Source organism: Serratia ureilytica (assembly GCF_013375155.1).
GTDB lineage: Bacteria > Pseudomonadota > Gammaproteobacteria > Enterobacterales > Enterobacteriaceae > Serratia > Serratia ureilytica.
Window position 1 is genome coordinate 392867 of the sequence record NZ_JABXOF010000003.1, and the last position, 15444, is coordinate 408310.

The 15444-nt window shown below is 60.4% G+C and carries 16 protein-coding genes; 9 read left to right on the forward strand and 7 right to left on the reverse strand.

Annotated elements, in window-relative coordinates:
* Window positions 1-4 precede the first annotated feature (4 nt).
* Complete coding sequence (gene pspF, locus HWW83_RS08365) at window positions 5-1012, forward strand: phage shock protein operon transcriptional activator (protein WP_060660660.1); 1008 nt, start codon at window positions 5-7, stop codon at window positions 1010-1012.
* 155 nt (window positions 1013-1167) lie between these two features.
* On the opposite strand, the gene HWW83_RS08370 is transcribed toward pspF, so the two are convergent.
* Window positions 1168-2298 carry an MFS transporter gene (locus HWW83_RS08370; RefSeq protein ID WP_060660659.1) on the reverse strand — a complete coding sequence of 377 codons (1131 nt, stop codon included), beginning with the start codon at window positions 2296-2298 and terminating at the stop codon, window positions 1168-1170.
* Window positions 2299-2328: 30 nt separating this feature from the next.
* Window positions 2329-3294, reverse strand: a complete 966-nt coding sequence (locus tag HWW83_RS08375; protein ID WP_218035828.1) for an SDR family NAD(P)-dependent oxidoreductase — start codon at window positions 3292-3294, stop codon at window positions 2329-2331.
* An 83-nt stretch (window positions 3295-3377) separates the two neighbouring features.
* Here HWW83_RS08375 and HWW83_RS08380 point away from each other — a divergent pair, with 83 nt between their 5' ends.
* Entirely contained in the window at window positions 3378-3515 is a 138-nt protein-coding gene (locus tag HWW83_RS08380) for a hypothetical protein (RefSeq protein ID WP_154582449.1), read from the forward strand.
* Window positions 3516-3672: 157 nt separating this feature from the next.
* On the opposite strand, the gene zigA is transcribed toward HWW83_RS08380, so the two are convergent.
* From zigA to folE2, 3 genes are read right to left on the reverse strand one after another with little or no spacing between them, the layout of a single operon-like run.
* Window positions 3673-4860, reverse strand: coding sequence for a zinc metallochaperone GTPase ZigA (zigA, locus tag HWW83_RS08385; RefSeq protein WP_033650275.1), 1188 nt, complete (start codon window positions 4858-4860; stop codon window positions 3673-3675).
* A gap of 10 nt (window positions 4861-4870) precedes the next feature.
* Entirely contained in the window at window positions 4871-5431 is a 561-nt protein-coding gene (locus HWW83_RS08390; protein ID WP_060660657.1) for an LbetaH domain-containing protein, read from the reverse strand.
* The gene (gene folE2, locus HWW83_RS08395) at window positions 5421-6347 is read right to left on the reverse strand and encodes a GTP cyclohydrolase FolE2 (RefSeq protein ID WP_176589205.1); all 927 of its coding nucleotides are present in this window, start codon (window positions 6345-6347) and stop codon (window positions 5421-5423) included. The genes HWW83_RS08390 and folE2 overlap by 11 nt, the downstream gene beginning before the upstream one ends.
* Before the next feature lie 204 nt (window positions 6348-6551).
* On the opposite strand from folE2, the gene sapA reads away from it, so the two are divergent.
* Genes sapA through sapF form a run of 5 tightly spaced genes read left to right on the forward strand, consistent with a single transcriptional unit; the run spans window position 6552 to window position 11846 of the window.
* Entirely contained in the window at window positions 6552-8201 is a 1650-nt protein-coding gene (gene sapA, locus HWW83_RS08400; protein WP_033643238.1) for an ABC transporter substrate-binding protein SapA, read from the forward strand.
* A complete protein-coding gene (sapB, locus tag HWW83_RS08405; protein ID WP_004930575.1) occupies window positions 8198-9163 on the forward strand; it encodes a putrescine export ABC transporter permease SapB in 966 nt (321 codons plus the stop codon). Before sapA ends, sapB begins: the two co-directional genes overlap by 4 nt.
* A complete protein-coding gene (sapC, locus tag HWW83_RS08410) occupies window positions 9150-10040 on the forward strand; it encodes a putrescine export ABC transporter permease SapC (protein ID WP_004930580.1) in 891 nt (296 codons plus the stop codon). The genes sapB and sapC overlap by 14 nt, the downstream gene beginning before the upstream one ends.
* Window positions 10040-11032 carry a putrescine export ABC transporter ATP-binding protein SapD gene (gene sapD / locus HWW83_RS08415; protein ID WP_016927551.1) on the forward strand — a complete coding sequence of 331 codons (993 nt, stop codon included), beginning with the start codon at window positions 10040-10042 and terminating at the stop codon, window positions 11030-11032. Before sapC ends, sapD begins: the two co-directional genes overlap by 1 nt.
* Before the next feature lies 1 nt (window position 11033).
* The gene (sapF, locus tag HWW83_RS08420; RefSeq protein WP_016927550.1) at window positions 11034-11846 is read left to right on the forward strand and encodes a putrescine export ABC transporter ATP-binding protein SapF; all 813 of its coding nucleotides are present in this window, start codon (window positions 11034-11036) and stop codon (window positions 11844-11846) included.
* A gap of 145 nt (window positions 11847-11991) precedes the next feature.
* Here sapF and HWW83_RS08425 read toward each other — a convergent pair whose 3' ends face one another.
* On the reverse strand, window positions 11992-12249 hold the full coding sequence (locus tag HWW83_RS08425; protein WP_004930590.1) for a hypothetical protein: 258 nt from the start codon (window positions 12247-12249) through the stop codon (window positions 11992-11994).
* Between the two features lie 16 nt (window positions 12250-12265).
* Between HWW83_RS08425 and HWW83_RS08430 the strand changes: the two genes are divergently transcribed.
* Both HWW83_RS08430 and HWW83_RS08435 read left to right on the forward strand, forming a co-directional pair.
* On the forward strand, window positions 12266-13450 hold the full coding sequence (locus HWW83_RS08430; protein WP_047575019.1) for a CMD domain-containing protein: 1185 nt from the start codon (window positions 12266-12268) through the stop codon (window positions 13448-13450).
* A gap of 451 nt (window positions 13451-13901) precedes the next feature.
* Complete coding sequence (locus HWW83_RS08435; RefSeq protein WP_033643240.1) at window positions 13902-14450, forward strand: inclusion body family protein; 549 nt, start codon at window positions 13902-13904, stop codon at window positions 14448-14450.
* Window positions 14451-14538: 88 nt separating this feature from the next.
* Here HWW83_RS08435 and HWW83_RS08440 read toward each other — a convergent pair whose 3' ends face one another.
* Window positions 14539-15444, reverse strand: a complete 906-nt coding sequence (locus HWW83_RS08440) for a LysR family transcriptional regulator (protein WP_033643241.1) — start codon at window positions 15442-15444, stop codon at window positions 14539-14541.

Here is a 15444-nt window from a genome sequence, read left to right on the forward strand (position 1 = left end):
CATCATGAACGAACAGCCAGAGAATTTGTTGGGCGAAGCAAACGCCTTTGTCGAAGTATTGGAGCAAGTCTCCCAGGTGGCAAAGCTGAACAAACCGGTGCTGGTGATCGGCGAGCGCGGCACCGGTAAAGAGCTGATCGCCCATCGTCTGCACTACCTCTCCAACCGTTGGCAAGGGCCGTTCATCTCGCTCAACTGTGCGGCGCTGAATGAAAACCTGCTGGATTCCGAGCTGTTCGGCCACGAGGCCGGTGCCTTTACCGGTGCGCAGAAACGTCATCTGGGCCGCTTCGAGCGCGCCGACGGCGGCACGCTGTTCCTCGATGAGCTGGCGACCGCGCCAATGCTGGTGCAGGAGAAATTGCTGCGGGTGATCGAATACGGCCAGCTGGAACGCGTGGGCGGCAGCCAGCCGCTGCGGGTAGATGTGCGCCTGGTGTGCGCCACCAACGACGATCTGCCGGCGCTGGCGGCGGCGGGCAAGTTCCGCGCCGATCTGCTGGATCGGCTGGCGTTCGACGTGGTGCAGCTGCCGCCGCTGCGCCAACGCCGGCCCGATATCATGTTGCTGGCCGAGCACTTCGCCATTCAAATGTGCCGTGAGCTGGCGCTGCCGCTGTTTCCCGGCTTTACCGAACGCGCCAGGCAGACGTTGCTCAACTACGGCTGGCCGGGCAACGTGCGCGAACTGAAAAACGTGGTGGAACGTTCGGTCTATCGTCACGGCGACAGCGACAACCCGCTGGATGAGATCGTCATCAACCCGTTTGCGCCACGCGAGGCCACACCGCTTACGCCTGCCCCTGAAGGCGCCAGCGCGTTGCCGGCGCTGCCGCTCGAGCTGAAAAACTGGCAGTTGGAGCAAGAGAAGGCGCTGATCGAAGCAGCGCTGCAGCAAGGGCGATTCAACCAGCGCAAGGCGGCGCAGCTGCTGGGGCTCACCTACCATCAGCTACGCGGTATGCTGAAAAAGCATGCGCTGCTGCAAAACGGCGAGCAAGACGAGGATTAGCAACGCGGGGATTGGGTGCCGGTCTTTCCCGGCCGTCAGCTATTAGCCCCAGGTTGAGAGATGTGGCCTGAGAACGGCCGCCTGGAGAGGCCGGCCTTTCTCGACGGTCACGTCTATCTGCGGATAGCCCGCCGATGAATCACCTTCTTGTAAGATCACAGCGGTATTTTTCCTGCCCGATAAATGACGCCGAGCGACAACGCGACGCAGACCAGAAAGGCATAGCGCAAACCGACAGTTTCGGATAAGAACCCGATTAACGGCGGCCCGATCAGCGTCCCCAGAAAACCGATGGTCAGCACTGCCGCGATGGCGGCGCTTGGCGCCATGGAAGAAGACCTTGCGGCCGCCCCCGCAACCAGCGGAATAATGGCGCAAATGCCAAGCCCAACCAGGAAAAAACCGATTATCGACGTCACCAAACCCGGTAACCAGGTCGTTAGCGTCATGCCGGTGAATGCCAGCATCCCGCCCCATTGCAACGTTCTTCTCACTCCGATCCGATCCACGAACCGGTTCAGCATGAGCCGGCCGATCGTCATGGCCGCCATAAATACCGTAAAACCCAGGCCGATGTATTTTCGATCGACCGAGACGACGTCCTGAAAATAAACGACGCTCCAGTCATACATAATGCCCTCACAAGCCATCGAGCAGAAAACGATCAGGCCATAGTTGAACAGCGAGCGGTCCGGGATGGCGAAAGCGCGCCCGGTCTGTTCCAGTTCCGGTTTGTCGAACAATGCCCGCCGACACAGCAAGGCGGACATCAGAGCCACCGCCGCTATGCCCGCAAAGTGCAGCGGCAAGGCGACATCCCGACCGATCATTAACGCCCCGATCCCTGCGCCGACGAACCCCGCCACGCCCCATATACCGTGAAAGAACGGCAGCCTCGTTTTACCGCTGACCGCCTCGGCGATACTGGCCTGCATGTTGTTCGAGACATTGACCGCGCTGTAAGCGAACCCGCATAAAAACAGCAGCACCGCCAGTTGCAGGACCGTCGCGGCGAAGGGCACCAGAAGCAAAAGCGTGGCGTTGAACAGAATAGCCGCGACGCCGACCACCCTGCTGCCGAGTTTGGCGATCGCCCATCCCGATATCGGCAGCGACACGACCACGCCGGCCGACATGGCGAACAGGACGGTGCCGAATACGCCGTCAGACAACGCAAGCCCTCCCTTGATCGTCGCCATCCTTGAACTCAAACTGCCGAAACACAGCCCCAGCATGAAAAACATGCTGGATATCGCCAGATTTTTTTCTTTCATCATCGACATCATGGGCTCCCCCTTATCCGATTAGCGGCCTGGTCAGGCGAAGGCATCAATGCCGGTCAGCGATGCCGAAAGCGCCCACAGACGCTGCGCCTGTTCCGGGTCGATCGCGTATTCCTTCACGCCGACCAGCGCCTGACTGTCGTGGGCGACGATGCCGGCAATATCGCCATCCTCGCAGTAGAGGCCCCCTAATCCCTGCAACTGCGGTGAGGTGGCGGCCCAGACCTGCGTAGCAGCCCCCTGCTGAGGCGTTTTAAGGGCATCGGGATCGGCCGGATTGCCCTCTTCGTCCATCCAGCCCAGGGCTATCATCTCTGCTCTCGATATGTGCCGCTGCAGCGGCGTGGCGATGCTACCCGGATGCAGGCTAAATGCGCGGATCCCCCGCGAGCGGCCCAGAAGATCCAACCAGACGGCGAACAGGGCATTCGCCGTCTTCGACTGACCATACGCCAGCCACTTGTCGTAACCGCGTTCGAACTGCACATCTTCCCAGCGGATCGCCGAATGGTGATGCCCGGCGGAGGAGACGGTGACCACCCGCCCGCCATCGGCAATGGTCGGCCACAGCAAATTAGTCAGCGCATAGTGGCCGAGATGGTTGGTGGCGAACTGCCTTTCCCAACCGTTCCCCACCCGCGCCTCCGGGCATGCCATCACCCCGGCGTTATTGATGACGATATCCGCCCGTAGGCTCGATGCGGTAAAGTCTGCAGCGAAACGACGCACGCTGTTCAAATCGGCGAGATCGAGTTCGGCGATCTCGACGCCGGCGCTCAGCCCTAACACCGCTTTGGCTGCCGCCGGTGCCCGGCAAGCGACGATAACCCGTGCGCCGGCGTCGGCCAGCGCCAGCGTCGTCTCCAGACCGAGGCCTGAATGGCCACCGGTGACGATGGCCAGCGTGCCTGACAGATCCTGGCTCGCGAGCACCTCGCCGGCGGTCGTTTTGGGCCCGAATCCTGACTTGATGGGGGTTTGTTGGGTAATCACAGGCATTCTCCTCACGGTTAACAGTGGCCGGCCAAACGCAGCCGGCGCGTCGATGAGAAGGAGTATGAAATTCCGTCACGGGACTGTGAATGCATGAAACCCCGAACTTCTGTCGAGATCGTCCAGGTTACGCGGCGAAAAAGAAAAAAGTGGAGCATGGCGGCTCGCCAGGCGAGGTTTCCGGTCTGAAACAGGCAAAAAAAAAGCCAGCACCCGAGCTGGCTTAAAAAACACTGGAAGCAATGTGAGCAATGTCGTGCCTTCCACATCAGAGCCGCAAACTGTGGCCTTCCGTGAACTGCCAGGCGATGATAATAGTTATCAGTATCGTCTGTAAAGCACTTTGTTGAGAATTTTTCTCATTACCACACGAAGATTGCGCAATTACCACTCAGGGAACGGGTCTGCCATCTCCAGCCAATAGTCCACGCCGGCGGCCATTTCGTCGTCGCTCAGCAGGCAGTCGTCCAGCAGACGCACGATCGCCGCCTGTTGCAAGTGCTGGCCGATAAACACCAGCTCCTGGCGCATGTCGCCGAACGGCTCCACCCATTTCTCCTGAATATGCGCCCGCGTTTGCGGATCTTGCGGCCAATTGTCTTGCGGGATCGCGCGCCAAAAGGTGCCCGCCAGGCCGTAATGGGCGATGCCGCCGGCCTGGCTCCACTGCCCGGCCTGCCGCGGCCGCGTCGCCAGCCAGAAGAAGCCTTTCGAACGCAGCAGCTTGCCGCCGCCCCAGTCGCCGTTGATCACGCGGTAGAACTTGTCCGGCGCAAACGGCCGCCGCGCCTGATAGACAAAGCTGCTGATGCCGTAGCTTTCCGTCTCCGGCACGTGTTCGCCGCGCAGCTCTTTCAGCCAGCCGGGCGCCTGCTGCGCCTTTTCAAAACTGAAGCTGCCGGTATTCAGCACCGCCTCCAGCGGCAGTTTGCCCGGCGCGATCGGCACAATGCGGGCGTCGGGATTCAGGCTGGCCAGCAGCGCCATCACTTCACCCTGCTGCGTTGGCGTCAACAGATCGGTCTTGCTGACCAGGATCACGTCGCAAAATTCAATTTGCTCAATCAACAGGTCCGCCACGCTGCGCAGATCGTCCTCGCCCAGGCTTTGGCCGGCCTCCTGCAGGCTTTGCGCCTGCTGGTATTGCCGGATGAAATTCACCCCGTCGACCACCGTCACCAGGGTATCCAGCCGGGCGAACTGCGACAGGCTTTCCCCTTGTTCATCCTCAAAGGTAAAGGTTTCCGCCACCGGCAGCGGTTCGGAGATGCCGCTCGATTCGATCAACAGATAATCGAAGCGCCCGTCCTGCGCCAGCTCGCGCACCGACACCAGCAGGTCTTCGCGCAGCGTGCAGCAGATGCAGCCGTTGCTCATCTCCACCAGCTTCTCCTGCTGGCGATCGAGGCGCACTTCATTCTCCACCAGCGCAGCGTCGATATTCACCTCGCTCATGTCGTTGACGATCACCGCCACGCGCATGCCCTGCCGGTTGTTCAGGATGTGGTTCAGCACCGTAGTCTTGCCGGCGCCGAGAAAGCCGGAAAGCACGGTCACGGGAAGTTGTTTCATGGGGACCTCATTAAAATTCATTGCGTAATGCCTGGTAACCGCGCACCAGTTCGACGTTGGTGGCGGCCACTTCTTCCGAAAACTGCAGCGCGCTGCGATCGACCTGGCGATAGCGCGACAGGTCGCTGTCCGGCCCCACGCGCTCGGTCGAGGGGATATAGCGGTTTTCCGGCAGCGTCACGCCGTCCACGACCGCGTTGTAGCGCACCACGCAGCCGGACTGAACGTGGCAGTTGAACAGCACGCTGTTGAAGCCGATAAACACCCGATCGTCGATGCGGCACGGGCCGTGCACAATGGCGCGGTGGGCGATCGAGCTGTAACGGCCAATAGTCACCGCCGCCCCGCTCTTGGAATGGATCACCACGCCGTCCTGAATATTGGAGTGCGAGCCGATAACGATCGGCTCCATGTCGCCGACGGCGTTCAACTCGTCGGCGCGAATTACCGCATAAGGGCCGACGTAAACGAAGTCTTCGACGATCACCCGGCCGCAAATAATGGCGGTGGGATCGATGTAGGCCAGCGGCGAGACCTGCGGCAGATGGCCACTGGGGTTTTTACGCAGCATGGTGTTCTCCCCGCCAGCTCAGCTCCGCCACCGCATTGTGGGCATGCAGGCTCTCCTGATGCTCGACGCGCAGCGAAAAAGCGCGGTAGTCGCACTGGCTGCGCAGCATGCGATACAGACGGCGCGCCGCGTCCTCGCAAAACATCAGATTCTGACCGTTGGCCAATGCGAAGGCCTGTTCGTCGCGGCGTTTCACCAGCGTTTGCACCGGCGTGCCCAGCGCGTGTTCGATGCGATCAATCAGTTTCACCGGCTCAAACGCCCGTTCATTCTCGGGCGTCACGGTGATCCAGGCCCAGCTGCGCTGGCTGTGGGGGGTGGCCGGCATCCCTTGCTCCAGCAGCCACTCGCTCACCTGCCGTTGGCTGACCCGCTCCGCCGCCTGTTCAAAATCAAACTGGAACTGTTGCTGCGCCAACTGACGGCTGAGCGCCGCCGAACTCGGGCAGGTGGAGGAATAAGGCACGCCGACGGTCAGCGCCAGCGTCAGCGTATCCGTCAGAGTGGCCTCGATGCGCAGCGGATAGGCTTTCCAGCCGCGCTGCGGCGACAGCAGCGCCGGGCGTGACAGCAACAGCTCGCCACTGATCGACAAGCTGGCGCGATCGCTGTGTTCCGGCTGCGAAGCCAAAAAGGCCTGCAGCGTTCGGCCGATGCGCTGCGGCGTCAGCTCGCCCTGCGTCAACTCGTCCAGCGCCAGATACAGCCGCGACATGTGAATGCCGCGCTCGCCCGCCGCTTCGGCGCGCAGGTTGATACCGGCGTCGACCTTCGCCATCAATGGCTTGCAGGCCAGCTCCAGCGGCAGCGCGATCCCTTGCATCCCGACCCAATCGAGCCCGACATCACTCATTTCGCCGCGCCATGCCTGAGCATCCGGCAGCGAACGGCGTGGTGGAAGTGCAACTTCGTTCATACATCCCCTTGCGTTATTGTGACTTTGCCGGGGAACGGTAACATGATTTTGTTATATTATAACATAATATGGAAAACTTTTTTCTTGCCGCTGAACGGGCTGATCAATCAAGTCGCAGAAAACTCAGCGATTTTGCTCAATGGATTGGGCTACTGGTCAGAGTGCGATACACTAACGCTATTGCTGATTAACCCATGAGCCTCTATGCGTGGTTTACCCTTTTGGATACTGTCGTTGTGCCTGACGGGCTCTGCCCTGGCCGCGACAACACCGCCCGCGCCCAGCGCGGCGCCGCTGCCGGACATTCGCCAGAGCGGCTTTGTTTATTGCGTCAGCGGCATACTGAATACCTTCAACCCGCAAATGGCCAGCAGTGGCCTGACGGTGGATACCCTGGCCGCCCAGCTGTACGATCGCCTGCTGGACGTCGACCCCTACACCTATCGCCTGATCCCCGAGCTGGCGCAGAGCTGGGAGGTGCTGGACAACGGCGCCACCTACCGCTTCCATCTGCGCAAGGACGTGCCGTTTCAGACCACCGCCTGGTTCACGCCCACCCGCAAGATGAACGCCGACGACGTGGTATTCAGCTTCGCCCGCGTATTCGATCAGAAACACCCGTATCACGACGTGAACGGCGGCGAATACCCCTATTTCGACAGCCTGCAGTTCGGCGATTCGGTGCAGAGCGTGAGAAAGCTCGACGACTATACGGTGGAGATTCGCCTGCAGTCGCCGGACGCCTCGTTCCTGTGGCATCTGGCGACCCACTACGCGCCGGTGCTGTCCGCCGAGTACGCCGATCTGCTGACGCGTGAGGGCCATCAGGAGCTGATCGACCGCGAGCCGGTCGGCAGCGGCCCGTTCCTGCTCAACGAATACCGCTCGGGGCAATATATTCGCCTGGCGCGCAACGCCGCCTACTGGAAAGGGCTGCCGCGCATGCCGCAGGTGGTGATCGATCTGGGCGCCGGCGGCACCGGCCGCCTCTCCAAGCTGCTGACCGGCGAATGCGACGTGCTGGCTTATCCGGCGGCCAGCCAGCTGTCTATCCTGCGCGACGATCCGCGCCTGCGCCTGACGCTGCGTCCGGGGATGAACATCGCCTATCTGGCGTTCAACACCCGCAAACCGCCGCTCGACAACCTCAATGTGCGCCAGGCGATCTCGCTGGCGATCAACAACCAGCGGTTGATGCAGTCTATCTATTACGGCACGGCGGAAACCGCCGCCTCGATCTTGCCGCGCGCCTCCTGGGCCTATGACAACGACGCGCACGTCACCGAGTACGATCCGGCCAAATCTCGCGAGATGCTGCGGCAGGCCGGCGTCGGCCAGCTGAACCTGAAGCTGTGGGTGCCGACCGCCTCGCAGTCTTACAACCCGAGCCCGCTGAAAACCGCCGAGCTGATCCAGGCCGATCTCGGCCAGGTGGGCATCAACGTCACCATCGTGCCGGTGGAGGGCCGCTTCCAGGAAGCGCGCCTGATGGAGATGAACCACGATCTGACCCTGACCGGCTGGGCCACCGACAGCAACGATCCGGACAGCTTCTTCCGGCCGCTGCTGAGCTGCGCGGCAATCCGTTCGCAAACCAACTATGCTCACTGGTGTGACCCGAGTTTCGACGAAGTGCTGCAGAACGCGCTGCTGTCGCAGCAGCTGTCTCAGCGCATCGACAACTACCGCAAGGCGCAGAAAATCCTTGAGCAGCAATTGCCGGTGCTGCCGCTGGCGTCTTCCCTGCGCCTGCAGGCCTATCGTTACGACATCAAGGGATTGGTGCTGAGCCCGTTCGGCAACGCCTCGTTCGCCGGGGTGTACCGTGAATCCGCGCCGGAGGTGAAAAAGTGATTATCTTTACCCTGCGCCGCATTCTGCTGCTGCTGATCACGCTGTTCTTCCTGACGCTGGTCAGCTTCAGCCTGAGCTATTTCACGCCGCGCGCGCCGCTGAACGGCGCCGCCCTGCTGGACGCCTATCAATTCTACTTCGTCAGCCTGCTGCACTGGGACTTCGGCGTCTCCAGCATCAACGGCCAGGCGATCAGCGAACAGCTGCGCGAAGTGTTCCCGGCCACCATGGAACTGTGCCTGCTGGCCTTCGCCCTGGCGCTGTTTATCGGCATTCCGCTGGGCATCATCGCCGGCGTGCTGCGCGGCAAGTGGCAGGACACCGCCATCAGCACCTTCGCGCTGCTGGGCTTTTCGATGCCGGTGTTCTGGCTGGCGCTGCTGCTGATGCTGTTCTTCTCGCTGCATCTCGGCTGGCTGCCGGTTTCCGGCCGCTTCGATCTGCTGTATCAGGTGAAGCCCATCACCGGTTTCGCGCTGATCGACGCCTGGCTGTCGGACTCGCCGTATCGCGCCGAGATGATCGGCAGCGCCCTGCGCCACATGATCCTGCCGATCGCCGCGCTGGCGGTGGCACCCACCACCGAAGTGGTGCGGCTGATGCGCATCAGCACCGACGACGTGCTGAGCCAAAACTACATCAAGGCCGCCGCCACCCGCGGCCTGTCGCGCTTCACCATCATTCGTCGCCACGTGTTGCACAACGCGCTGCCGCCGATCGTGCCCAAACTGGGGCTGCAGTTCTCCACCATGCTCACGCTGGCGATGATCACCGAAGTGGTCTTCAGCTGGCCGGGCCTCGGCCGGTGGCTGATCAACGCCATTCGCCAACAGGACTATGCGGCGATCTCCGCCGGCGTGATGGTGGTCGGCACGCTGGTGATCACCATTAACGTTCTGGCCGACATTCTGGGTGCGGCAACCAACCCGCTGAAACATAAGGAATGGTATGCCCTTCGATAACGTATACCGCGAGAAAAAGATGCCGAGCCCGCTGCGCTACACCTGGCGGATTTTCTACGGCGACGCGCTGGCGATGATCGGTTTTTACGGCGTGATCGCCCTGTTGCTGTTGTCGCTGTTCGGTAGCCTGCTGGCGCCCTACGCGCTGGATCAGCAGTTCCTCGGCTATCAACTGCTGCCGCCGTCCTGGTCGCGCTACGGCAACGTGTCGTTCTTCCTCGGCACCGACGATCTCGGGCGCGACATCCTCAGCCGCCTGTTGACCGGCACCGCCGCCACCTTCGGTTCCGCGCTGGCGGTGACGCTGGCCGCGGCGTTCTGCGGCGTGATCCTCGGCGTGTTCGCTGGCGTCACCCACGGGCTACGCTCGGCGGTGCTCAACCACATCCTCGATACCCTGCTGTCGATTCCGTCGCTGCTGCTGGCGATCGTGGTGGTGGCGTTTATCGGCCCCAAACTTGAACACGCCATGCTGGCGGTGTGGCTCGCCTTGTTGCCGCGCATGGTGCGCACCATCTACAGCGCGGTGCACGACGAACTGGAGAAAGAGTACGTGGTGGCGGCCCGGCTTGACGGCGCTTCCACGCTGCAGATCCTGTGGTACGCGGTCATGCCGAACATCGCGGCGGTGCTGGTGACCGAGTTCACCCGCGCGCTGTCGATGGCCATTTTGGACATCGCCGCGCTCGGCTTCCTCGATCTCGGCGCGCAATTGCCTTCGCCGGAATGGGGAGCGATGCTCGGCGATTCGCTCGAGCTGGTGTACGTCGCGCCCTGGACGGTGATGCTGCCCGGCGCGGCCATTCTCGTCAGCGTGCTGCTGGTTAACCTGTTAGGCGACGGTATGCGCCGCGCAATCAATGCCGGGGTGGAATAATGCCGTTACTCGATATCCGCAATTTGACGATTGAATTTATGACCGCCGAAGGGCCGGTCAAGGCGGTCGATCGCGTCAGCATGACGCTGACCGAGGGCGAAGTGCGCGGGCTGGTGGGCGAATCGGGCTCCGGCAAGAGCCTGATCGCCAAGGCCATCTGCGGCGTAACCAAAGACAACTGGCGCGTTACCGCCGATCGCTTTCGTTTCGACGACATCGATCTGCTGCAGCTGAGCCCGCGCGAGCGGCGCAAGCTGGTGGGCCACAACGTCTCAATGATCTTCCAGGAGCCGCAGTCCTGTCTCGATCCTTCCGAGAGCATCGGCCGCCAGCTTGCGCAGGCCATCCCAGGCTGGACCTATAAGGGCCACTGGTGGCAGCGCTTCAACTGGCGCAAACGCCGCGCCATCGAATTGCTGCACCGCGTCGGCATCAAGGATCATGACGACATCATGGGCAGCTTCCCGTACGAGCTGACGGAAGGCGAGTGCCAGAAAGTGATGATCGCCATCGCGCTGGCCAACCAACCGCGCCTGCTGATCGCCGATGAGCCGACCAACGCCATGGAACCGACCACGCAGGCGCAGATTTTCCGTCTGTTGGCGCGCCTCAACCAGAACAACAACACCACCATTCTGCTGATCAGCCACGACCTACAGATGATGAGCAAGTGGGCCGATCGGGTGAACGTGCTGTACTGCGGGCAAACGGTGGAGAGCGCCCAGTGCGAAGAGTTGCTGGCGGCGCCGCACCACCCTTACACCCAGGCGCTGATCCGCGCCATGCCGGACTTCGGCCGCTCGCTGCCGCACAAAAGCCGGTTGAATACGCTGCCGGGCGCCATTCCTTCGCTGGAACACCTGCCGATCGGCTGTCGCCTGGGGCCGCGCTGTCCTTACGCGCAGAAGAAGTGCATCGAAACGCCGCGCCTGCGCCCGGTCAAAAACCACTTCTTCGCCTGCCACTTCCCGCTGAACATGGAGGAGCAATAACATGGAAACGCTGTTGGAAGTGCGCAACCTGAGCAAAACCTACCGCTACCGCACCGGGCTGTTCCGCCGCCAGCACGTCGAGGCGGTGAAATCAGTCAGCTTTACCCTGCGCGAAGGCCAGACGCTGGCGGTGATCGGCGAGAACGGCTCCGGCAAATCCACGCTGGCGAAGATGCTCTCCGGCATGGTGGAACCCACCGCCGGCGAGCTGCTGATCGACGATCATCCGCTGGCGTTCGGCGATTATCGTTACCGCAGCCAGCGTATTCGCATGATTTTTCAGGATCCGAGCACCTCGCTCAACCCGCGCCAGCGCATCGGCCAGCTGCTGGATGCGCCGCTGCGGCTGAACACCGATCTTGAGCCCGCCGAGCGCGAGCAGCGCATCAACCAAACGCTGCGCCAGGTCGGCATGCTGCCGGATCACGCCTACTACTATCCGCACATGCTGGCTTCCGGGCAAAAACAGCGCGTCGCGCTGGCCCGCGCACTGATCCTGCAACCGAAGGTGATCGTCGCCGATGAGGCGCTGGCGTCGCTGGACATGTCGATGCGCTCGCAAATCATCAACCTGATGCTGGAACTGCAGGAAAAACACGGCATTTCCTATATTTATGTCACCCAGCACCTCGGCATGATGAAACATATCAGCGACCAGGTGCTGGTGATGCACGAAGGGGAAATCGTCGAGCGCGGCAGCACCGCGGAGGTGTTGGCGGCGCCGCTGCACGAATTGACCAAGCGTCTTATCGCCAGCCACTTCGGCGAAGCGTTGACCGCCGATGCCTGGCGGCGCGACGGCGGCCGCTTCTGAGTCACGCCTTCACCTCAAACCCGCTGCGGCGGGTTTTTTATCGCCTTGCGCGCCTGCCGCTTAGCAAGAAAGTGCACATGCAAATTACATTCTTGTTATATATCCTTATATTTTATTCCTTTCAGTTATTGATTAGTCCGTAACATTATTTTATCTCGCCAGGGCGATCGGTGAGGATATCCCCTACGTTGCACTTCTCATACGACAGGATATCGCACTGATGAACAGCATTCGCCATCGCCGCCTTACGCAGTTTCTGCTCACGCTGGCAGCCGGTTTTTCTGTTTACGGCCACGCCCTCTGCTGTGATGAGCTGCGCTAAAACCGCCTTTCGCCCCGCCTGCGGGCATGTTGCCTCTTTGTCCAGCCGACGCTGCCGCGCGCAGCGGCGGCTGTTGATCATGATTAAGGATTGACCTATGGAACGACTCCGTCGACAACATAATGCCCAGTGGTATCACGAAACCCAAAGCAGCGTGCGGGGCGATGCGCCGCTGGAACCCCAGGCGGCCACCCTTCGCGATCGCTTTCTGCTGGGGCTGGGCGCCTTCGCCGATGAAGCCTTAAACAATGCGCTCAGCGCTCGCGCCGGGGTGTTCAGCGCCTCGTTGGCCGGTTACCACGCGCTGTTTCCCGACCAGGTGCCGCTGTCACGATACGTGACATTGTCACCCTACGATCGCCTCAGCACCGCGTTGACCGTCGCTCAGGTGACGGGCGTGCAATCGCTTTGTAGCCACTACGCCGCCCGCCTCGCCCCGCTGCACAGCCCGGACGCCTCCCGGGAAAGCAATATCCGCCTTGCTCAGATCACCCAATATGCCCGCCAGCTTGCCAGCCAGCCCACGCTGATTTGCCGCAAGGCGCTGCAACAACTCGCCGACGTCGGGCTGAGCCCGGCGGATATTGTCACCTTTTCGCAGGTGATCGGTTTTGTCAGCTATCAAGCGCGCGTGGTCGCCGGCGTCGCGGCGTTGGCCGGCCGCCCGGCGGTGGTAGTGCCCGGCTTTCCTAACGTCGAAGACGCCGATGGCATCGCTTTCAGCGCCGACGAACTGAATTGGTCTGCCCGCCTGCCACCGATCGACGCGGAAACCGCCGCCGCCGAACAGCTTGATGTGTTGGATCAAAGTCACCCGCAGGCGCGCGCCGAATCTTATTATTTGCTGTTAGCCCACGACGCCGCCACCCTGCGCGAGCGCAACGGGGTGTTCAACGGCATCAATGCCGAAGGATATGGGTTATCGAGTCGCCTCAAGGCGCTGGCGACGCTGGCGGTCTCGCGCATCAACGGCAGCCGTTACTGCGCGGCCACCGTCGCGCAAGAATTGCAGGATGAGGGATTGGTTCAGGCGCTGTTCGCCGGGCTGCCTCAGGGGCTGGCGTATACCGAAGATTCGGTAAAACTCGCAGTGATGCGCACCGCCGCCGAGCTGACTCGCGCACCTGAGAAGTTCACCCCGCAGAGCGTGCAGCCGCTGTTCAACAGCGGCCTGGATCAGGCACAGGCGCTGGAGGTGATCCTCACCGTCGCGCTCTACGCCTGGGAAAACCGCCTGCGCCAAACGCTGGGCGATGCGGAACCGGCACAGACTGCCCTGTAATCTATCAATGAGTTGGCGGCCCATTTTGCCGCTAACTCATCGCCCGTCCTTTTTAGAGATAAATATCAATAATCATTTAAATTTCAAATTTAAAACCAAATAATTTAATTAAATTAGTGTTAAACTCCATTTTTCTCTATTTTATTCTCCCGTCGCACTTCGAGAAAATTATCACTGTAAACAGGATAATAGGCAGTTCGTGCTCGCCTCTCATTCTGTAACTGCATTTATCTCAGAATCATCAAAACAAGGTTTTAACCCTGCTAATTAATAGAGGCACCCATTAATTTCTCTACATTTTCACCGGTGGCTGCCTTGTTATTTAGTCTCTATGATTAAGCCGATAGCGCCGTTGTCACTCCTCATTTTAAATATCCATTCAATAAACGGCTGCCATCAACCCCATTATTTTCACTTTCTATCACAGCAAAAAATATTGTGAGGCTAACTTATGTCTGAACAAGAACTTAAATCCAGCAACAATATCGTTAACGTTATTGTCGTCATCGATACCGATGCGCTGATAGAAGCATTCGAGAATAAAAACCCCAGTCAGGATGCCGGCAGCCCGACGGGCATCGGCCACCAATATGCCTATATGGTCGTCACTTCCGAACAGGTGATCGGCGGCTCCGGCACGGCGGACCTGAATTTTAAAGCCAATGTCGGCGACGTCATCCGTTGGACCGGCACTTCCGAATCGGCAAATTTCGATGCCGGCGTCCTGATCTATGGGCTGCCGCAGTTTGGCAGCGGCACCCAGGTTTTCTCCAACCCGACATTCAAAATGTACACGCGCAGCTCGATGATGCCTGCGCAAAATACCGTATTCCCCGTCACTTTCACCAACCAAACCTATTGGTTCATACAGGCTGACATTACCAATACCGGCACGGAAAACTATTGCATTCAATTTGGCCTTTATTATCGACCAAACGGCGGAGACCAAAAACTATTAGGTTACTTCTATTGGGATCCGACTATTACCGTCGGCAATTAACACGTATTTCAGCAACCATTAGAAGAGAAATGATTATGGCCCCTAGGGGCCATAATCATTGCCGGGCACGGGATAAACTTAAATTTTTCTATCCATTTTGCCGCCGCAACCACTCGCTGGCGGCATCGAAAAACTTCTGCGCCAACGGCGTGGCGCGCTCCGACATATCGACCACCACCGCCGCATGACGCGGCATGGCGGCGATGGCCACCGGACGCCGCTGCAATGCCGGCATCAGCGGCGATTGCAGTTGGCCGCGCGGGAACAACCCGCAGCCCAACCCGACGAAAATCCCCTCCAGCAGTTGGAAGATAGAGGTAGTTTCCAGCCGCGGGTGCAGCGTCAATCCAGCGTCGCGGAAATGCTGATCGAGATAGCGGCGGAAATAACGCGTCGGCTCGGCCAGACACAGCGGCAAGGCGGCCACTGCCTCCAGCGGCAACGGCGCATCCCCCACCAGCTTAGGGAAATGCTGCGGATGAAACACCAGCTCAACGCCGGTTTCCACCAGCGGCTGCGATTGGAAATGCAGTTCTTTCAAGGTCGACAGCTCGAAAAAGCCGATGCCGATATCTACGGTGTGCGCCGTCAGCGCCTCCAGCAGCTGATCGGCGCTCAGCACCGCCAACCGATAATCAAGATGGGGATAACGTTCGCTGACCGCCTTGAGCATTTCCGCCACCGAGATGCTGCACTGTGGCACCACGCCGAGGCGCAACGTGCCGTGCAAGCCGTGCTTGAGCGACTCCACCTCCAGTTTCAGCCCTTGGTAGACCGAGACGATCTCGCGCGCCCACGCCAACACCCGTTCGCCCTCGGCGGTAAAGCCGCCGAAATGGTTGCCGCGGTTAATCAGCGAAACGCCCAGTTCTTTTTCCAGATTTTTCAATCGCATGGACAGCGTCGGCTGGCTGACGAAGCTGGCTTCCGCCGCCCGGCCGAAGTGGCGCTCCCGTTCTAAATTACACAGATAAATCAGTTGTTTAATATCCAT